The sequence below is a fragment of the Paenibacillus vulneris genome, assembly GCF_039543185.1.
Lineage (GTDB): Bacteria > Bacillota > Bacilli > Paenibacillales > NBRC-103111 > Paenibacillus_S > Paenibacillus_S vulneris.
Window position 1 is genome coordinate 712,343 of record NZ_BAABJG010000015.1, and the last position, 19,377, is coordinate 731,719.

Sequence of the window (19,377 nt, forward strand, 5' to 3'; positions counted from 1 at the left end):
TACATTTCCTCCTTAAATAAAGCGGCGCTGAGTCCTAGAGCTTCTCATGAGCTAATTAGCTATCATATTCGACACATGCTAGAAGCACGGGTGAAGCCACTGCCTGTAAACCTGCTTTGTTGATACGAAACAACTCCTCGTTAATGGTTCCATAAGGCGATTGGTTTCCGTATTGGAGGATGATCGCGTTATAAGCTTGGATCGCCTCATCGATCGCAGCAGGGAGCTGCTCAACGAATGCTTGATGCTGTGAATATTCCAACCTCAAATAGTTAATAAAGGACTTACGATCTTCCTCGGCTCTGAAAAAATGCAGCTCTTGAAAATCTTCATCGATCCAGGAACATCCTATGCTAATTAAAAAAGCGGAAGGCCGCGCATCTCCTTCATCATCATACAGGGTCTCAGTAAAAGCTTCTAATTCTTCTTCCGTAGAAAAGTTAGCCCCCCATATCGTTACAATGTGCTTCATTATCATTCACCTGCCCTCAAGTTCAAACCCCCGGGATATCTCTCCTTACTTACGCTTGTCCATTTTTGCCAATATAGCTGCGAATAATTGCTGCTCTTCTTCGCCCGCTTCCTTCCGTGCTCTTGCCTCCAGGTTCTTCCTGCTGCCCCAGATCAGATACGCCAAATGCTCTACCTCATGGGATTTGAGCGGCTCCATGAATGTCAACAGAGCCTGCAAACTCCCTGCGCTTTCAAATCGGGCCTGTTCCTTGGCGAACTTGCCTTCGTTGCACCTCAAGAGACATGCTGCGACAGTCGGAAGCGTCATCGAGTCAATGCCGTACTGCTGGATAAGCGTAAGCGTAAACGCCTGCTGTACCGATTGATGCTCCTGATCAACTACGCTCATATAAGCTTCTACCAAGGGAAAATAGGACTTACTCTGCAATCCCAAGCCGAATACCGCATATGTGCCGGGCATGCAATTTTTCTCCCCTTCAGTATCGTCGTACCATTCATGCTCGACCATGGCTAATCGCGCATAAACCTCGAGCTTCGGATACAGCTCGGCATATTGCAATGCATTGGCGAAGAAACGATGCGTCTGCGATTTAGCCAGCCCGGGGATAGGGAGCAGCTGCTTGGATTTGGACTTCAGCTTGATTTGATAGCTTCTGGAGAAGCCTTTGTTCAGCAGATTGCAAATAAAATCAAGCGCTTTTGCATAGCTGTCCGCTCGTTCCTCCTTGATATGTATCGTAATCGTCGAAAAAATATCGTTAGCCCGGCATTCAAGCTGACTGTCCTTATAACTGATATCTTCATCGGGGAGAGTGCCGCTTCCATTCTCCATAGCCTGCTCCGCCCTAGTGCTCCCAAGCTCCTTCAACAGCTCCAACAGCTCGATACCTGTGCTTCTGCTGTAATTCGGCTCATGCTTGATGATCAGAATAGCCGTCTGCAGAGCAAGCTCCATAGCCTGCGGATCTATGCTGCTTGGATCAATCCCTTCCTTCTTCGTGTACACAGGAAGCCCCCATGTCTGCTTCGCACAATGGAAATAAAGTGGAAGAAATTCGGTCTCGGTCCAGCTTCGAAAAGCTCTGATAAACGTTGCCCTATGCTCGGCCAGCTTCTCCTGTTTGCTCTTGTTTAATTCGAGCACCCGGTCGTAAATACGAAATAGTTCCTTCAAGTCTATTGTCGGGAACAGCCCGGAATCGACTAAGTGATTCGACAGAAAGAAGCTGTCCAACGGAGCTGTCGGAAAGCTCTTGGCTTCCAGCTTATTGCGTATGTATTGACGGATTCGTTCCAGCAAATCGTTTCTCTTGCTTTGATTGATATAATCGACGACGATGACATCCCATTCCCCATCAGCTAAGGCGAATTTGCCTGCTATCCTGAAGCGGTAATTGAGCAAGGGGCTGCTATCGTACCTTTTTAACCGACGAAGAAGCCTTTCTTCGAGCTGCGTCAGCAGCTCTTGCTCAATGCTTTCCTTTGTTAAAGGCACCACGGGCCGAGACCCTTGGGATTCGAATTCCGGTGAACTGAAATCATCGTCGAATGAGAATACACGGATGGACCCGTCATCATATTCGAACCGGACATAATCATGTACGCCAATCTGTAAGGTGGTACGCCGAATAATGTCTTCAGCATCCTTCTTATCGAGTTGATCGAACCATTCGTTCAATATATCGGCTATTTCGTCAGCTATTGTTGCAACCATTGCTTGAGTATCCATTACGATCATCTTCACCACCATGATTTATTAGTAAAAGGATTCCAGTAAATTCTATTATAAGTTTTGAAGCCAAAAAGGTCAGCGGTCTTAATACCTAATTAACAGGTCTTGGGACATACGATTGCCCAACGGGCCTATTCTCGTCCCGCACAGTGGTGAGAGACTGTTAAGAAGACCTTGAGCTAACGCCAATAACTTTGTTGGGGGATGCCCCTCCAGCCAGGCTTTTGAAGCGGATCATGGTACTTGGCGAAGGCGCTACGAAGTCGTTAATTCCGTCAATTCAAAAAGAACGCCCATTGACCAATGAGCGTTCCTGTGTGGTTCATATAACATCTGCCCAGGATTCAGCGTTCCTGCTTGATCTCCTTAGGCGCTTCCTGTTCCTTGATCTGCTCCCATTCTTGAGCATACGCGCCTTTGGCTAATACCTTCACATAAGCTCCTTCCGGCAGCTTCGTGCTTGCTGTAAAGCTCACCTTTTTCTTAAGCCCCTCTGCGTTGTATCCGGTAAGGTTGTATCTGAACCTTCCATCCTCGTCCTGTGCCGGTTGATTAATTCGAACATATACGTATTCTTTATTTACTAAAGGGTTGAAACGATCAATAACGTCTTTGGAAGTAATAAATACAATGGCAACAATCACGACAATCAATGCCAGAACCGCACCTGCTTTTTTCATCGAATTTTCCTCCTATTCCTTCACCAATGAGCTTATTTAGCCCCTACATCGCAAGCTTCACCATTCTCTTGTAATACCCGATGGTTAATGCTGCAAAGACAAAGTAAATCAAGGCATACACTCCCATAGCTATCGCAGACGGCACGACAATATTAGACAGCACAAGGATAGAGGCTGCCTTAACCGCGAAGACGGAATGCAGCAGCCCGATCAAAAGGGGGATCGCAAAGACGAAAAGCTGCTTGCGCACAACGCCTTTCATAATGTCCTGCACGTCAAAGCCAAGCTGCCGCAGGGTGACAAAGCTTCGCTTCTCCTGCTCCGCTTCCGTCATTTGCTTGAAATATAGAATGCTGCCGGTCGCAATCAGAAAGACAAGCCCAAGGAAGCCCGAGATAAAGATATACAAACCGAACGACTGAAGTGCAGCCTTAAATTGCGTATAGAAATCGGGCATGAATTTATCCTTCGGAATATATTTTGCAAAAAGTGCGGAAGCCTTGGCCCGTTCTCCCCGGTCAGGGACTTGAAAAGTATCAAAACGAACCGCTTCAACCTCGGGCAAGCCTTGCAGTTCCTCCCTGAGCTTCTTTAGGATAGATTCGGTTACGACGAGCTGGTCGCCGTACACGTTATAATTCATGGCAAACTTATCGACAAGCCCGGTTAGCTGAAGTGTTGGTTTGCCTCCACCGGTACCCAATTCAATATCCAACGGATAGTTCCTGTTGCTAACCCGCTGATTCCAATTGAGGCGGGCCCGGCCATCATAGAGAACGGCTTCGCCTTGACCAGGCGATTGTATAGCAGCCCCTGCTTCCAGAAGCTGCTCTGCGGGAAGAAACAGCATTCTTTTTTGAGAGTCTCCATCCGGGCCATTCACGGTGTCGCGAACCGTTCCCAGAACCCGTACGGCATCAACCGGCCTGTGAACGAACGGGATTCCCTCCCTTTTCAACTCCTCCCCAAAAGATTTCGCATCCACCCCGCTGTTCTCAAATACATAATCGTACGGGAGTGACAAACGGGTATCTGTTTCAGCGGAGAAGTATAACGAATAAGCCATTGCTACCATCGTAAGTGTCATGGCAGACAGCACGGTAATCAAGGTTAACGAATTGGCGTTGGCTTTCATTCTGTGCATAAGAGGAGCCAGCGACAAGCTGTTCTTTAGTCCGAGATGACCGTTGGCGCTCCTCCTGAATTGATAGAACAGCCAGCTGATGGTGACGCGGAATAACAGATACGTACCCATGATGGTCGAGAACAGGACACCAAGCATGTTCAAGAAGAGCATATCGTTCAGCATGTGCCCCGAAAGATAATAACCGAACGCAATAAGAGCAATACCAAGAATAGCGAGAATCGCGGCTGTGACCGTTTTTGGTTTGTGGGGATGCTCGCCCTGCTTCTCTGCATGAAAGAGCTGCAGCAGTGTGCTTCGATAAACGATCCGCAGCATCTGTATCGAGGTAAGCACGATTAGAGCGCCGTATACGATAGCGGTTTGAACGAGAGCTTGGCCGGAGAAATTGACTGAAATCACTTCTTCAATTCCCAGGAGCTTCATGAGAATGAGCAGGAACAGCCGAGTCACCAGTGCACCTGCACCTAGTCCGATCAGCAGCGCTCCTACACCGAGCACGATATTTTCAATGATTAGAATCCGCGCGACCCCTCTCTTCGTCAGACCGATCAGCTGATACAATCCAATTTCCTTACTTCGACGGTTTAGAAAAATGGAGTTCGCATAAATGATAAACACCGCAACAATAACTAATAGTAAAATTCCTGCCGCCTGGAAGGAAGCGGAGAAATTGACATCTGTGCTTGCCAAACGAATGATGGACGAGTCATACTGCAATGTGGCGAACACAAAGTAAAGACTTGTACTGAAAATCAGCGCGAAAAAGTAAAGGTAGTAATGCTTAATATTTTTTCGCATACTGCGGATAACCAGTTCATATAACGTCAACCGTGTCACCCCCAAGAATAGCCTGAACATCCATAATTTCTTTAAAAAAAGCTTGCCTAGACTTATCGCCGCGGTACAATTCAGAGTAAATCACCCCATCCTTTAAAAAGACCACACGGCTGCAGTAGCTTGAAGCAACAGGATCGTGAGTGACCATAACGATGGTTACATTCCTTTCCTTGTTGAGCTCTGCAATGGTCCCTAGTAACGCGGAAGCGGTTTTGGAGTCCAGTGCCCCTGTGGGTTCATCGGCAAATACCATGGAAGGGCGATGGATGAGAGCTCGACCAGCGGAAGTTCTCTGCTTTTGTCCGCCGGATATTTCATGGGGGTATTTGTGTGCCAGCTCCTTGATCCCTAGAACATCGGCGATCGTATTGAATTCCTTCTCTGCCTCGGCCCGGTTCATTTTACCAAGTGAGATGGGAAGGAGAATGTTCTCTTTCACGGTCAGCGTATCCAGCAAATTATAATCCTGAAAGATGAAGCCCAGCTTGCTGCGGCGGAAGAACGATAACTCGGTATCCTTCATAGCGGATATATCCGTATTCTCAATAAGAATCGTACCTTCCGTTGGACGGTCAATGGTCGCAAGCACGTTCAGCAGAGTGGTCTTCCCCGATCCGGACGGTCCCATAATGCCTACGAATTCCCCTTCGCCGACGCGAAGATCAATCCCTTTTAGAACCTGCTGTACACTACCTTTCGTTCCGTAAGATTTGCGTACATTCTGGGCATGCAGCATCGTTTTATGTGATTGGTTCTGATTCATATCTAACCTCCAAATGTGCTATAGCCTTATTGTAGTATGTCCGTCCGGCCTTGTCGTACGTTTTAGGTGATATTTGAACGGTCTAATGTTACATTATTGTCACTTTAGTCAGAAGCAACCGCTCCTGCTATTAACAGAAAAAAAGCAGTCAGGGTCATCCTGCTGCTTGGATTTCTTGGCTACGCTTCATGGGTCTGAATAGCCGCTCTTCGGATAGATTCAAACTCATTTCTTGCAGAAAACGTCATTTTCATGACGGTACCGTTGTTCGGCCGGGATTGGGCTTCGAGCGTAATCCCTATTTTGTCGGCGACACTCTTGGCAAGATACAAGCCGAGGCCTGTGGCGGCATTTTGAATTCTTCCGTTTCCTCCGGTAAAACCTTTATCAAAGATGCGCGGCAAATCATGTGCAGGAATACCGGGGCCCTCGTCTACAATGCTCAGCTCGACCTTGCCGGTTTCCGGCATCGTTGTAGTCCGGACAGAGATTGTCCCTCCATCCGGGCTATATTTGACAGCATTCATAAGGATTTGCCGGAAAATGAACCGGCACCATTTGGAATCCGTTATGACTTCCGCTTCTTCCCCTTCGAACTCAACCGCAATATTTTTTCCCATGCACCACGAGGCCAGCTCCCGGACTTCCTGGGCTGCAAGCCGCTGAATCACCATTGTCCCAAGGACATAATCCGATTCCAGCGTTGGCAGACGTGTCATGTAAAGCTGACGATCCACCAGCAAATGGATACGAAGCCACTCTGCTTCCAGCTTGCGCATAGCCGGTACGCTTTGGTTCGAGTCGATGGCGAGTTTCATAGTGGTAAGAGGAGCTTTGATTTCATGTACCCAGGAGGTGATAAAGTCTTGCTCCATGAGGTGGTCTTTTTTGAGATCGGTCCATTTTCGTCTATAAAAGCGGTCTGCTGCACGCAATGCCTCACTTATTATCTCGTCCCGCGGATCTCCTGGTCTCGGCAATGCTTCCAGCCAATCGTCATGAATCTCCTGAGTGAGAGCCTCGAGAGCTTGTATGTATTTCATTTCCTTGAAATAACGCCAGATCAAGAAGATAGCAAAGAAGAGAACAAACAAACTATTCAAATAAATAATGGAGCCGGCATGTACAGAAATTCCTCTATCCAGTGCGATGAGAAGGTCCACAAAGCCAAGCATCAGGATGAACATCAAAATCCAGCTTTTCCTGCTGCTCACAAAGCGCATAAACACGGCTGTTCTTCCCCCTTATAACGTGATCGCCATGTAGCCCAATCCCTTCTTGGTGACGATGGCATCTTCAAGCTGAAGGGTAGCCAGCTTTTGACGTAAACGGGTTATATTCGCGGTCAAAGTATTATCATTGACGAATTGCTCATCCTCCCACAGCTTCCGCATGAGCTCATGACGCTGAACGATTTCGTTCTTTGCCTTTAAGAGAACAGCCAGAATGAAAAATTCATTCTTCGTCAATTCGACCTCCTTTCCCTCCCTGCAGATCACACACCGCCTCATATCGATAACCGCACCGTTCCATTCAACTAGATCAGACACTTCTTCTCCATAGGCATACGTGCGGCGGAGGATCGCCTGGATCTTGGCAAGCAGCACGTCCATGTGAAACGGCTTCTGAATGTAGTCATCCGCTCCCATATTCATGGCCATAACCATATCCATCGGGTGATCTCGCGATGATAAAAAGAGAATGGGGACCTTCGATACGGCGCGGATTTCCCGGCACCAATGAAAACCGTCATACAACGGAAGCTGAATATCCAATATGACGAGATGCGGCTGCTCTTTCAGAAATTCGCCAAGGATATCATCAAATTGTTGGGGTCCTATGACACGCAGCGACCATTTCTCTAAGCGATCCTTAAGCGAATCCAATATGGAGGAATCGTCCTCAACAATGAAAATCCTCATATCCATTCAGATCCCCCTCTTCCAAGCGAATGTTAAAAATGCTAGATGGCTTTGCCGGCTTCTTCCCGCCTCTATGGTTCCCAATGCAGTATAGCCATTCTACCTGATCTTGAACTTATCGTTGTAAACTATTGTTAAATAAAATATTGTGCCGGGTCAAGCCCTGGCTTTGAACCCCCTATTTTCTTCCCAGCCATGAAGCAAGGCCCCCTGTCATTCCTGCAGCCGTTGCTTATCGTTTATTATGCAGCAGCTCTATCTCAAACGCAAAAAAGCCGCACAGAAGGCGGCTTGAAATAAGTTAAGCTTATTGTATTTGATCTTTGCCCAAGGCTCTTGAACTGTTAGGGCTTCACCGTACCATTGGTCGGTACGGCCTGGAGTGTAACGGGTACGGCCGAGTTCCCTGCAGCGTCGACAGCTGTAATCGTAATATCGTTCATCCCCGGGCGAAGCTCCACCGGCGCCGAGGTAAAGCCCAGATTGTCGCCTACCTGCGCACGAATACCGTTCACCTGAACGTCAGCCCTCTCGTTTATCGTACCGCTTAGTATCCAAGGCTTTGTCCCGATATTATAGTGATTGCCCGTTTTTTTGCCAACAGGCTGCAGCGAAATCACAGGTGCAATTGCATCCTCGACTCTCTTCATATCACCGATATTCAGAGACTGGCCATCAGCGGTTTTGGAGCTGCTGCCAATGACTTTGACGTAAACGCGGTTTTCAAAATAACCAACCGAATTAGCTATTTTGAGCAAGTTTAGAGGCCAGCTGCCTCCCCAGCTGTACCCGTTGCGCCGCTCGGCTTCGATTTCCAAAATATTATGTTTGATAACACCGTCACGTCCTGAAAAGATAGGCAGGTTCGTTCCTATTTCATAGAATCGGTACCAGGAAGTACTGGCCGGATCCGGTACGAAATACACATTGTTTTTATCTCCTGAAACATATTTGATACCGCTAAGCTTATTCGCATCAAACCAGGCTAAAGCGCTTTCGATAGACTTTTTCACTTCCGGCGTTTGATTAGGCAGCGCCATCAAATATTTGACTATCTCAACAGATTCAGACCCGGAGATGGATGGATGCTCGTAGGCGCGGGCCTCACGCGGCTCATAAGTCACTGGGTCATGCTGTGCACACCATGCTGTGAGAATACCATTCACCGCAATTTGCGATTTGAGAATGTAATCCAATCCGCGATCCAGACTTTCCTGCAGCTTCGTTGCGGTGTCATCGGATACAATGTCGGTATTAAACGGGTACTCCCTCTTCTTAGCCATCGTAAGAACGTTCATGACACGCATCATCGCATTATCGTTAAAGGTGACATAATCGGAATAATTCCCCCGCGCCGGATATACCTGCGGCCATCCTCCGTTCGGATACTGCATCGTCAGCAGAAACTTCAGCCCTCTATCCACCGCTTCCTTGTAGCGGACGTCTCCGGTCTGCTTGTACATAACGGAGAGGAACAAAATTTCATTCGTAGTGGCATTATTGTCGATAGTGCCGATATCCTTGCCGTCCTTGGTCCGCCAATCCGATTTGCCTTCCTGGCCGTCCCATGCACGCCCGTATTTATCACTGATACTGTATTTATACCAGCCGCCTTCCGCTGTCTGCCATGTCAACAGGTTGTCCGCCTGACGAATATCTTTTTCCGCATCCCCTGTATAATATGCCGCTTTTTGAAAAGGGACGCTCTTCGGGTTCTCTTTCGCCGGCCGGGTTATGGTAGCATCCGGGTTCATGGCTTCCTTGGTCTCAAGCACGACCGTCGTTCGGCCTTCTGAATCCGTGGCTTCCGAGGCGTTCATGATTGTAAACGCTTTCGAAAAATTCGGATTTAGAGAATACCAGTCTCCCATAGGTCCCTGAAGCTCAAGATCGGCTGCGTTAAAGCTGCTCAGCTTGCCGCTTAGAGTCACTTTCACCTTGGTCGGGGCGATCGCTTCGGCCTTGACGATCTTCGGCGCTTCGGCAGCTAATGCAGCGGATCCGGTGCCTGCCGGTTGGAACGAAAGCATCAGCATTCCTAATGAACACATCGTTGTAAGCAATACTCGTTTCGATTTGGATATCGATACCATCACTTTGATCCTCCTAATTCATGAGATTGGTAATGTGATAGAGAGATCGAAAAGCGGCTCGCTTTCCGATCCCTTTTGATAGACCGCCTATTCATTGTATAGGATAATGAGATGAAATTCTTGTCAAAAAATTGTTCATTCCTCCCGATTCTTTAACATTTTTGTCTAGATGGTCTTATTCACGGTAACCCGTATAGACTTCATATATGTCAACAAGTGTTATATAAATAAATCCCAAAACTTCCCGCCGCCGTAATGATCATTCATCCGTTATAATTACCTTTGAAGTGCTTACATAAGTCTTCTAGAAGACTGTTGAACATGGTTTAACGATGTCAGGAATCTGCTAACAATACAACATGAAAAGGTGTGATACCCCGTGCAATACCAGGTTATACATCTGCAAACCCGCGAACTAAAGACTCTTACGGCTTCCGATATAGTAGACATGGATTATGATTCCGAGGGCCGAGTCATGATTACTGCCACCGATCAAAAAATATATTTATTGCTTGCAAATAGAGACCTTGTCGAAGAGATTTAATTTACTTTTTCGGAAAAAAGCCCTTTATCCCAACAAGGAGATAAGGGCATTATTTTTTACACATCCATCTTCCGATCAATCCGTCCATCAAGTATTGTGTTCAGAAAAGCTAGCTCGGCAGCCGTCATAGATTTGTCTACAATTTTTTGCATCCAGCTCCAATTGAGCTGCCCATCGTTATAGGCCTTACCTAAAACCTCATAGAGCATGTCCCACTGCCATTGTTCCAATTTCATCGGCATATTGTCCTCATCCTCCTCTAACCTGTCGTACCGGTCCAAACCATAGCTCTTGATGATTTGAATCAACTTATCCGCGTATCCGGGATCTGTTGCATATCCTGCTATCTGCAAGCTTCGGGCAGCCCCGGCATAATCCAAGGACGCGCAGCAAATGAAGAACCCGGCCTCTGCATATCGGGGATTCTCGATCAGGAAATTGCTATGGTCGGTCACACTTCCTTCCCAATCCGTATAGCTTCTGAATCCGGTGATAGTATCTATAAATTTTCCGTTCACATACTCCTTGGTGCTTAACTCCTGCCCCGTTCCTTTGATGCCAAATAAATTATTGCCGGGAGCTGAAGATCCCCAAGCACTCTCTAAGGCCCCTTGGGCTAATGTGATAGAAGCCAGAACACCGGTTCGGCGTTGTTCTGAAACAGCAATCGGTGCCAGCAGGTTTATGAACTCTTGTGCTTTCACATCCATCATCCTTCATTTTTCATAGTGTATTCATTTTTGGATTTGCCCGAACCTTGTGTGTGTCCTGTTGTATTTTACGTTGTTTTGGAAATAATGGTAACAAAACGCATGGAGATAATAACCGAATGATTGAAAAAGGGAAAATTTCAGCTGGTCAGCTGGGGATATTGACTTTATTACTCGTAGGGGCAACCGGCATTCTTACCGTACCTTCTATCACTGCGAAGCATGCGGAACGTGATATGTGGATGTCCCCTGTTTGGGGCTCTATCAGCGGTTTTTTAACCATTTACATAGCGTTTCAGCTAGAAAAGCTTTATCCTAACAAGAGCATCATTGAGTATAGCGAAGCCATCCTGGGCCGGTGGCTAGGAAAGATTTCAGGACTTTTTGTTTTGTTCTTTTTACTGCATAGCTGCGGAGGTGTTGTAAGGGAATATGGGGAGTTTATTATAGGCGCCTTCCTCCAACGAACTCCTCTTCCTGTTGTCATCTGGAGCTTGGTAATCACCTGCAGCTTTGGAGTGCGGGGCGGCCTCGAAGTTTTGGCCAGATGCTCACAGGTGTTTTTTCCCATATGTGTCGTTATATTCTTGGTCGTAGTAGTCTCGCTAATTCCTGATCTCAAACCCCATCATATATTGCCGGTGCTGGAATTTGGGTTAACCCCTTCTCTGGAAGGTTCAATAATACCTCATTCCTGGTTCGTCCAATTTTTTTTAATCTCCTTCCTGCTGCCCTTTCTGGGAAAAGGAAACGGCAAAGGATTGCTATGGGGAAACATTTCTGTAACTTCATTGATGTTGATTTTCGTCGTAACGAACCTTACATGTCTGTTCCTTTTTGATGATAAATTAACAAGCCGCCTCACCTACCCCGTTTATACAGCGATTCGATTCAGCAATCCTGCCGGCTTCCTTAGCCACCTTGAATCATTGGTGATGATGTTCTGGATCATGGCCGGATTTGTACAAACCTCCGTCTGGTACTACTCCCTTGTGCTCGGCTGCGCCCAATGGCTGGGACTTAGCGATTATCGTCCGATTGTGTTTCCCATGGGAATGCTAATTGCCATGAATGCTGTTTGGGTTGCACCTAACCTGAGTACATTGATAACATTTATTTCAACAACAGAGATCTTTTTTAAATATACTGTCTTGTTAGTCCTCCCCATTATTTTATTATCTATTGCTTTACTGCGAAAAAGGTGGCTTCATTAAGGCCGTCTAATTTCAGTCGTGAACATCTACCTAACAGGCTTCGAATCTCTGGAGCCCTATTGGGCAAGGTTAAAAATTTCTCCGTGTTGCCTATCTACTTCCTCTGCGGCATTCCACATTCCCACTATCATCATAATCCGTCACTATCTTGTGCAAAATAAATTAAAGCTTGACGATGAGACATTTTAATACTATAGTAAGCCCATCGGAATTAACTTAACTGACTCGTCAGTTAAGAAGAAAGGAGTTTATTATTCTGGCCTCATCCTTGAATGAAGAACAGCAGCGGGAGCAGATATTAATGAGAGCCGCTATGGAATTATTCGCCCGCAAGGGATACCATAATACGAAGATTTCCGACATTGTAAAGGCTTCGGGAGTATCCCAGGGAACATTCTATTGGTACTTCGAGAGTAAAGAGCAGGTGGCGATCCGGCTAATCGAGGACGGCACAACGAAGCTCACGAAGGTGATCGAACAGGGCTACCGTAAGCATGCAGGATCGGTTGACGATATGATTCATTCCTCTGCAAGGCTGCTGACGGACTTATTCGAATTCGGTCATGAGAATAGAGCTTTAATGGCATTTTTACTTATCAAGGGTCAAGGAGCCGATCCATCTGTGCGGGAAGCGGTATCGCAAACCTGGGTCGCCTTCGAGGAAGCGTTCAAGAAAAATGTGAACCGGGCTATTGAGCTGGAAATGATTCCGCGGTTCACCGACGTTACTCTTCGCGTCAACATTCTTGTTTCTTTGATCACTGGAGTTTTGACCAAGTGGTTATTCGGACCTATGCAGGATGTGGATTATCACTCCCCGTATTCCCCATCGCAAATTGCCGAGGAAACAGCTAGGTTCGAATTCAGGGGATTACTTGGCTAACCATAAAAAAATACTTAGGAGTGCATCAAAATGAAATTTCAGGTTAAACCATTATTAAAAACCGTTTCACTTGTTGCTATCGTCGGTCTGGCACTGGTCGGCTGCGGAAAAACGGCGGACAAGCAGCCCGCTTCAAGTCCGGCCCCGGGCAACAACAATGCTGCTGTGGCGCCTGCCGGCAACCAGCTTGAGCAAATCAAGAAAAACGGCAAAATCAAAGTGGGCTTGATGGGGACTTACGCTCCTTACAACTTCTTGAACGATAAAAAAGAAGTGGACGGATATGACGCCGATATCGCGAAAAATATTGCGCAAAAGCTGGGCGTTCAAGCTGAATTCATCACCGGGGAATTTTCCGGTCTGATCGAAGGGCTACAAAGAGACAAATATGATGTGTTGATCAGCCAGGTTACCATCACGGATGACCGTAAAAAAACGATGGATTTCTCGATTCCTTACATTAAGAATTCGGTGAATGTCGTCGTTAAGGGCGATAATAATACGATCAAAGCGATCGAAGACTTTAAGGGCAAAAAGATCGGTGTAGGTCTTGGTACGAATGACGAGAAGTATTTGCGCGATACGGTGATGCCGAAGGTCGGTAACTTTGAGATCGCAACCTATAACGATGTCATTACTTCCCTCACAGATTTGAATACAGGCAGAATTGACGCAACGATCAATAACATGTTTGCCTTAAAGCCGATTATCGATAAAAACAAGCTGAACATAAAAGCAGTCGGTGAGCCGATCAAGGAAGACTTCGCCGGTGTGGCTATGCGTAAAAACAATCCGGAGCTGCTTGACGCGGTCAACAAAGCTCTGAACGATATGAAGAACGACGGAACCTTGAAACAAATTCATCAAAAATGGTTTGGTGTAGATCCTAGCTTTTAAGTCATTTGCCTTGGGAGGCCGTAATCCATGGAACTTGTTATAGAAAACATAGGCTATCTTCTCAAAGGCGCATATTATACCCTTTTAATCACGGCCGTCTCGATGTTCTTCGGTTTTTTCATTGCACTGCTTGTCGCTGTTGCGCGTCTAAAGGGAAATTGGCTGATTAGCAATATAGCGAGAGCTTATGTATCTCTTATTCGCGGGACACCGATTATTGTGCAGATCTTTATCATCTACTTTGGTTTACCCGATTACGGGATTACCCTTGGGCCGCTTACAGCGGCCTATGTTTCACTTAGCATCAATATCGGCGCCTATTTATCCGAAACATTCAGAGGGGCTATCCTGTCCGTACCCAAGGGACAAACGGAGGCCGCATTATCGTTAGGTCTGTCCCCATGGCAGACGATGCGCAAAATCATTCTCCCGCAGGCTGCGAGGGTGGCCATACCTCCTATGGGGAATACGTTCATTGGCATGCTGAAGGAAACTTCGCTTGTATCCATAGTGACAGTTACCGAGCTTCTGCGCTCGGCTCAGCTGCTTATAGCCCAATACTATGTCGCTATGCCTTTTTACATTGCCATCGCCCTCATGTATTGGATTATGAGCATGTTCTTCTCCAATATTCTGGACCGGATCGAGAAAAAATTATCCAAGGCTTATTAAGGGTGTGAGTGAGCTTGATAGAAGTTGCAAATCTTAGTAAACGTTTCGATAGCTTGACTGTACTGAAGGATATTCATTTAAACGTAAAATCCAAGGAAATTGTCGTGCTCCTGGGTCCAAGCGGTTCCGGCAAAAGCACCCTGCTCCGCTGCTTGAACGGGTTGGAGGAAGCCAATTCCGGAACGATTCAGGTCGGCAGCGTTCTGCTGGATGCCTCCATGAACAGCTCGGAGAAGAAGAATGCTATCCGTGAAATCCGCGGCTTAACGGGGATGGTGTTTCAGTCCTTCAACCTCTTCCCCCACCTTACCGTATTGGAAAATGTAATAACCGCGCCCATGACGGTGAAAAATATGCCTAAGCCGCAGGCCGTCGAGCTGGCCGAATCGCTGCTAGGCAAAGTAGGCTTGGCTGAGAAGAAGAATGAATACCCTTCCCGGCTATCTGGCGGCCAGCAGCAGCGGGTGGCGATCGCCCGCGCTTTAGCAATGCAGCCGCAAATTATGCTGTTCGATGAGCCGACCTCAGCTCTGGACCCTGAGTTGACCGGAGAGGTACTGCTGGTGATGAGGCAGCTTGCCCAAGAAGGAATGACGATGATTGTCGTCACGCATGAGATGAAATTCGCTCAAGAAGTGGCCAATCGAGTTATTTTTATGAGCGAGGGAATCATTCAGGAGGAAGGGACTCCTGAATCCTTTTTTGCCCATCCCCAAACGGAACGCGCACGCAAATTTTTGCGGCAGATGGCGCTGGAATCCGAAGATGAGTAACGGAGAAAGGTCAGCCTAATCCGAAGGAGTTGAAACTGTGGTTACCATAGATCCTAACCATACAAGAATCATCACAGAGCGGGCCCGCTCCTATATGGAAGAAGACGGAATCGACGCTATTGTTGCCTCGAGTCCTGAGAACTTTTATTATGTATCCGGCCACCAAAGTGCCTTTATGTATACGCTTCGCATGTCGGATGTGGCATTGGCAGTGTGGTTTCGGGATCCCAGCCGCAAGACGATCCTGATTATGAACGATTTTGAAGCCGCCGGAGTAGCACCCGATCCTCAATTGGAAATTTGGACATACCCGACCTGGGTGGATGTAGATGATCCGCTTGGTCTTCACGGAGGAAAATTCGAAGGCAAACGGCCTGTCTCCCCGCAAGTCGACGAAATGTTTAAAGTGCTGCAGCAGGTTCTGGAAAACTGCGGGGCATCTAAAGGGAAAATCGCCTTCGAGCTAAATGCAATGCGACATCCATCCGTTGCCGCTCTCCGCCAAGCCTGCCCCGGTATTGCGGAGCTGGTAGAAGCCGGTCCGATATTTACAAAATTACGGGCGATCAAAACCCCATGGGAAATCGAACAGCTTCGCAAGGCTTGCGGTTATGCCGAGGAGGGCATCGTCGCCGCTATTAACGAATTCAAGCCGGGAATGTCCTCCGCCGATCTCGTTGCTGCCTTCCGCAGAGGCATCATGAACTTCCCGGATGGCTCTAACGCCCGCTTTCATATGATATCCGTTGGAGAAAGATTTGCCCCGGTACAGGTATTTGATACAACTCCAAGCAAACCCGGTGATCTGATCAAATTGGATGTCGGCGTGGAAGTCGCCGGTTATGGCTCGGATATCGCCCGTACCTTTGTACTCGGACCTCCGTCAGATGTAATGAAACGCATCTATGGAGCATTAAAACGCGGCCACGACCATCTCCTGCAAATGATCGAGCCGGGCTTGCCGATGCAGACGGCGTTCCACGAGGCTATGGAGCTGATCCGGTCCTACGGCCTGGACAATTACAACCGGGGGCATCTCGGCCACAGTGCCGGACTCAGTCTCGCCGCTGAGGAAGGCCCCTTTCTGGGTCCTTCTGAAACCACCGTGTTTCAGCCCGGGATGGTGATTTGTCTGGAAACGCCTTATTACGGCCACGGTCTTGGCTCCATCATGATCGAGGATATGGTGCTTGTGACAGACAAGGGCTGCGAGCGATTGAACAGCTTAAGCAGAGAGTTCGTTTCGTTATAAGCTATGCAAGAATCGGCTTCCTTCAAGGCAAGAGCGCCTGTGGAAGCCGGTTTTTTTCTATAGTGCGGGGCATTAGGTTTGATGGAACTTTTTAATGTAATTTTTTTGATCCTTGGTAAATACATAGCCGCGTCGTTCATATATTCTATGGGCTTGTACTCTGCTTGGATGAGATAACAGCTTAATCCCGGAAAATCCGTTCTTCTCTGCCCACTGTTCAAGCTGCTCTATCAGCATGCTGCCAATCCCCTGTTTCCTATACTCTTCTTTCACCACAAAGCCCAAGACATTGACCAAGGATTCCGAGAAAAGCAATTCATAGGGACTTCCATGAATGTATCCTATCACCTGGTTATTTTCCTCGTAAACCAAAACGACATCTTTGGTTTTCTCCATAATAATGTGGATTTTTTCTTTTACTTTGTCTTCGGAAAACGCTCTCAAGTTGGGGTTAAAATCCTGATTCAGCAAGTAAATATCACGATAATCGGCTGCTCTAATTTCTCTAATCTTATTTTCTTTCATTCCGCATGCCTCCTCTATGATCTCGTTCACCTAATCCAATGGTAGATGTCTTTTCCAATTTTTTCAAGATGTTTGACCTGCTTGTTTTAATAAAAAAACTCTGAACCCTTCTCCTATTGTAAAACATGATTTTCAACCAAAAAATTGTTATTGTGGAACATTTATCCGTTATTCTCCTTGTTTTATGATGAGTTTAGCTTCATTGGAAAGGAGGAAACCAACCTTTGTATTCGCTTACAGCAAACAATAATTTCATCTAAACACAAAAAGGAGAATGGTAATGAGAACAACGATTCACACTAGTCATTTGAGAACATCAAGCTTACTAATCGCAGGGATGGTGCCGTTATTATTTGCTATATGGCTGGTCTTCTCTCCAAAGGCGCATGCCGCAACGATAAATGTAAGCAATGATTCCCAGCTTGCTTCGGCCTTAACGGCCGCAAATCCGGGGGATATTATCGTTTTGGCTGATGGAAGTTATTCAGGCCTCACGATTACTACACAAGGAACTGCTGCCTCTCCTATTGAAATCAAGGCGGCCAATCAAGGGAAAGCGGTGTTCAACTCCGGAGTTATCCATCTTCAGGGGGCTAATTATACGACGCTTAATGGCATCAAAGTAACAACAAGCGGCGGTACCAAAACGGTTGACGGCAAAAACCGCAACGTCGGGGTCTTAATCGAAGGAAATAACAACCGGATTACCCGCTCCACGTTCCAGCTCAATGTTACAGGGACAACCGAATGGGTATTAATAGCCGGCAATAGCAGCAATAATCGCGTAGATTATAGTGATTTTGGCCCTGCAGCCGTAGGCGGACACTACATCATGGCGGTCGGATACCAGACTATAGCCGGCGTAACGAATCCAACGGACCGTACCAACTGGGCGAATTACCAATCTCCCTATAATCCCAATATGCCCCGATATACGCAAATCGATCATAATTACTTTCACGACAACAGTAATGGTCTGGAAACCATCTGCCTGGGCTGCGCCGGAATGGCCGGAGATTATCAGGATACTTACATGACCGTCGAGTACAATCTCTTTGAAAACTGCGACGGTGACGCTGAAATTGTGACCATCAAGTCCTCCAATAATACAGTTCGCTTCAATACGATCAAGACCTCCTCCGGTATGCTCTCCTCCCGTGCGGGCAACAAAAACTCGATTTACGGCAATTTTATGCTTCAGGGCGGCAAGTCCGGAGCCGGCGGCATCAAAGTATATGAAAAAGACCATAAGGTCTACAACAACTATATCGACGGAGCCTCCGAGTATCCAATCCTGATTGGCGGCGGTGATGCATATACGGACTCAGGCTTTGCCCATGCTCAAGTATTCCGCGCCATGGTAGTGAACAATACCATAGTTAACGCCAACAATCGACCGGTCATTGTCGGACATGGAAGCAATCTGCCGCCTGTGGACAGCGTGTTCGCCAACAATATCATCAAAGGCTCTGCATCCTCCCTGCTCAATAAGCGGCTTGCATCCAATACAGTATTTTCGAAAAACATAGCTCAAGGGACTCTCGGAACAACGGCACCGCAAAGCGAATTTTGGATGACGGATCCGTTGTTCACAACGGTAAACGGATTGCAGAAGCTTTCTGCGAGCAGCCCCGCGATTCAATATGCCAATACGAGCTATACTTCTTTTATAACCCATGATATGGACGGTCAAACAAGATCCTCTCTTATCGATACGGGCGCTGATCAATATACGACCTCGGCTATCGTCATCCAGCCATTAACCGCTTCCGATGTGGGTCCTTCTGCAAGCGTAGGAGTGAATCTGGCAGCTGGAAAAACCGCTCTCGCTTCCTCGGAGTGGAGCAGTACGTATTCCGCAGGCAAGGCGGTTGACGGGACGACAAGCACGCGCTGGGCATCCGCTAAAGGGTTGATCGCAGGAGAGTGGCTGCGGGTCGATCTGGGCACAAGCCAGCCCTACAGCAAAGTCATTATTAGCGAAACCACGCATGCAGGAATCGCTTCCTTCAAGCTGCAGTCATCGAATGACGGGAACAGCTTTACAGATATAATAAGCGGCACGACTATCGGTTCATCCAAGACGATCACCTTCAACCCGGTCACGGCCAGATACATCCGGCTGCTCATCTTATCGGGAACCGGCGAAGCCAATGTCAATGAGTTTGAGGTTTACACCAAATAACCGCACCTATTCGATAGAGTTAATCGTCTGAGATAATCCCGGTTACTTTATGGGAGCGTAGAAAGTTGACAAAA

General features: G+C 47.2%; 17 protein-coding genes. 7 read left to right on the forward strand and 10 right to left on the reverse strand.

Annotated features, from left to right (window positions below; translation table 11 throughout):
- Positions 1-55: 55 nt before the first annotated feature.
- The 9 genes from ABEA66_RS16790 to ABEA66_RS16830 all read right to left on the reverse strand — a co-directional run bounded on the left by ABEA66_RS16790 (position 56) and on the right by ABEA66_RS16830 (position 10,896).
- Positions 56-472: an immunity 22 family protein gene (locus ABEA66_RS16790; protein WP_345589079.1), complete on the reverse strand. Its 417-nt coding sequence runs from the start codon at positions 470-472 to the stop codon at positions 56-58.
- A 45-nt stretch (positions 473-517) separates the two neighbouring features.
- The gene (locus tag ABEA66_RS16795; RefSeq protein ID WP_345589081.1) at positions 518-2,212 is read right to left on the reverse strand and encodes a DUF6138 family protein; all 1,695 of its coding nucleotides are present in this window, start codon (positions 2,210-2,212) and stop codon (positions 518-520) included.
- Between the two features lie 338 nt (positions 2,213-2,550).
- Positions 2,551-2,886 (reverse strand): YxeA family protein, encoded by a 336-nt coding sequence (locus ABEA66_RS16800; protein ID WP_345589083.1) that lies wholly within the window; start codon positions 2,884-2,886, stop codon positions 2,551-2,553.
- Between the two features lie 43 nt (positions 2,887-2,929).
- The gene (locus ABEA66_RS16805) at positions 2,930-4,870 is read right to left on the reverse strand and encodes an FtsX-like permease family protein (protein ID WP_345589085.1); all 1,941 of its coding nucleotides are present in this window, start codon (positions 4,868-4,870) and stop codon (positions 2,930-2,932) included.
- Positions 4,848-5,633 (reverse strand): ABC transporter ATP-binding protein, encoded by a 786-nt coding sequence (locus ABEA66_RS16810; protein ID WP_345589087.1) that lies wholly within the window; start codon positions 5,631-5,633, stop codon positions 4,848-4,850. The genes ABEA66_RS16805 and ABEA66_RS16810 overlap by 23 nt, the downstream gene beginning before the upstream one ends.
- Positions 5,634-5,812: 179 nt before the next feature.
- A complete protein-coding gene (locus ABEA66_RS16815) occupies positions 5,813-6,856 on the reverse strand; it encodes a sensor histidine kinase (RefSeq protein ID WP_345589323.1) in 1,044 nt (347 codons plus the stop codon).
- Positions 6,857-6,877: 21 nt separating this feature from the next.
- Complete coding sequence (locus tag ABEA66_RS16820; RefSeq protein WP_345589089.1) at positions 6,878-7,561, reverse strand: response regulator transcription factor; 684 nt, start codon at positions 7,559-7,561, stop codon at positions 6,878-6,880.
- 338 nt (positions 7,562-7,899) lie between these two features.
- On the reverse strand, positions 7,900-9,648 hold the full coding sequence (pelA, locus tag ABEA66_RS16825; protein ID WP_345589325.1) for a pectate lyase: 1,749 nt from the start codon (positions 9,646-9,648) through the stop codon (positions 7,900-7,902).
- Between the two features lie 600 nt (positions 9,649-10,248).
- The gene (locus ABEA66_RS16830) at positions 10,249-10,896 is read right to left on the reverse strand and encodes a glycoside hydrolase family 73 protein (protein WP_345589092.1); all 648 of its coding nucleotides are present in this window, start codon (positions 10,894-10,896) and stop codon (positions 10,249-10,251) included.
- A 125-nt stretch (positions 10,897-11,021) separates the two neighbouring features.
- Here ABEA66_RS16830 and ABEA66_RS16835 point away from each other — a divergent pair, with 125 nt between their 5' ends.
- From ABEA66_RS16835 to ABEA66_RS16860, 6 genes are all read left to right on the forward strand, one after another.
- On the forward strand, positions 11,022-12,116 hold the full coding sequence (locus ABEA66_RS16835) for a GerAB/ArcD/ProY family transporter (RefSeq protein ID WP_345589094.1): 1,095 nt from the start codon (positions 11,022-11,024) through the stop codon (positions 12,114-12,116).
- Between the two features lie 301 nt (positions 12,117-12,417).
- Complete coding sequence (locus tag ABEA66_RS16840; RefSeq protein WP_079911689.1) at positions 12,418-12,999, forward strand: TetR/AcrR family transcriptional regulator; 582 nt, start codon at positions 12,418-12,420, stop codon at positions 12,997-12,999.
- A gap of 30 nt (positions 13,000-13,029) precedes the next feature.
- On the forward strand, positions 13,030-13,896 hold the full coding sequence (locus tag ABEA66_RS16845; protein ID WP_192702454.1) for a transporter substrate-binding domain-containing protein: 867 nt from the start codon (positions 13,030-13,032) through the stop codon (positions 13,894-13,896).
- A gap of 27 nt (positions 13,897-13,923) precedes the next feature.
- Positions 13,924-14,568, forward strand: coding sequence for an amino acid ABC transporter permease (locus tag ABEA66_RS16850; RefSeq protein WP_079911691.1), 645 nt, complete (start codon positions 13,924-13,926; stop codon positions 14,566-14,568).
- 14 nt (positions 14,569-14,582) lie between these two features.
- Positions 14,583-15,341 (forward strand): amino acid ABC transporter ATP-binding protein, encoded by a 759-nt coding sequence (locus tag ABEA66_RS16855; RefSeq protein WP_079911692.1) that lies wholly within the window; start codon positions 14,583-14,585, stop codon positions 15,339-15,341.
- A gap of 37 nt (positions 15,342-15,378) precedes the next feature.
- Positions 15,379-16,593, forward strand: coding sequence for a M24 family metallopeptidase (locus tag ABEA66_RS16860; protein WP_345589098.1), 1,215 nt, complete (start codon positions 15,379-15,381; stop codon positions 16,591-16,593).
- A 72-nt stretch (positions 16,594-16,665) separates the two neighbouring features.
- Here ABEA66_RS16860 and ABEA66_RS16865 read toward each other — a convergent pair whose 3' ends face one another.
- Positions 16,666-17,118, reverse strand: a complete 453-nt coding sequence (locus tag ABEA66_RS16865; protein ID WP_345589100.1) for a GNAT family N-acetyltransferase — start codon at positions 17,116-17,118, stop codon at positions 16,666-16,668.
- A gap of 280 nt (positions 17,119-17,398) precedes the next feature.
- Here ABEA66_RS16865 and ABEA66_RS16870 point away from each other — a divergent pair, with 280 nt between their 5' ends.
- The gene (locus tag ABEA66_RS16870; protein ID WP_345589102.1) at positions 17,399-19,303 is read left to right on the forward strand and encodes a chondroitinase-B domain-containing protein; all 1,905 of its coding nucleotides are present in this window, start codon (positions 17,399-17,401) and stop codon (positions 19,301-19,303) included.
- The last annotated feature ends 74 nt before the right edge of the window (positions 19,304-19,377 follow it).

What these genes read in the sequence shown, in the direction of transcription:
- ABEA66_RS16870 (WP_345589102.1), top strand. Translation starts at nt 17,399, where the DNA reads ATGAGAACAACGATTCACACTAGTCATTTGAGAACATCAAGCTTACTA.
- ABEA66_RS16815 (WP_345589323.1), bottom strand. Translation starts at nt 6,856, where the DNA reads ATGCGCTTTGTGAGCAGCAGGAAAAGCTGGATTTTGATGTTCATCCTG.
- ABEA66_RS16800 (WP_345589083.1), bottom strand. Translation starts at nt 2,886, where the DNA reads ATGAAAAAAGCAGGTGCGGTTCTGGCATTGATTGTCGTGATTGTTGCC.
- pelA (WP_345589325.1), bottom strand. Translation starts at nt 9,648, where the DNA reads ATGGTATCGATATCCAAATCGAAACGAGTATTGCTTACAACGATGTGT.
- ABEA66_RS16810 (WP_345589087.1), bottom strand. Translation starts at nt 5,633, where the DNA reads ATGAATCAGAACCAATCACATAAAACGATGCTGCATGCCCAGAATGTA.
- ABEA66_RS16790 (WP_345589079.1), bottom strand. Translation starts at nt 472, where the DNA reads ATGAAGCACATTGTAACGATATGGGGGGCTAACTTTTCTACGGAAGAA.
- ABEA66_RS16835 (WP_345589094.1), top strand. Translation starts at nt 11,022, where the DNA reads ATGATTGAAAAAGGGAAAATTTCAGCTGGTCAGCTGGGGATATTGACT.
- ABEA66_RS16795 (WP_345589081.1), bottom strand. Translation starts at nt 2,212, where the DNA reads ATGATCGTAATGGATACTCAAGCAATGGTTGCAACAATAGCTGACGAA.
- ABEA66_RS16840 (WP_079911689.1), top strand. Translation starts at nt 12,418, where the DNA reads ATGAGAGCCGCTATGGAATTATTCGCCCGCAAGGGATACCATAATACG.
- ABEA66_RS16865 (WP_345589100.1), bottom strand. Translation starts at nt 17,118, where the DNA reads ATGAAAGAAAATAAGATTAGAGAAATTAGAGCAGCCGATTATCGTGAT.
- ABEA66_RS16845 (WP_192702454.1), top strand. Translation starts at nt 13,030, where the DNA reads ATGAAATTTCAGGTTAAACCATTATTAAAAACCGTTTCACTTGTTGCT.
- ABEA66_RS16820 (WP_345589089.1), bottom strand. Translation starts at nt 7,561, where the DNA reads ATGGATATGAGGATTTTCATTGTTGAGGACGATTCCTCCATATTGGAT.
- ABEA66_RS16850 (WP_079911691.1), top strand. Translation starts at nt 13,924, where the DNA reads ATGGAACTTGTTATAGAAAACATAGGCTATCTTCTCAAAGGCGCATAT.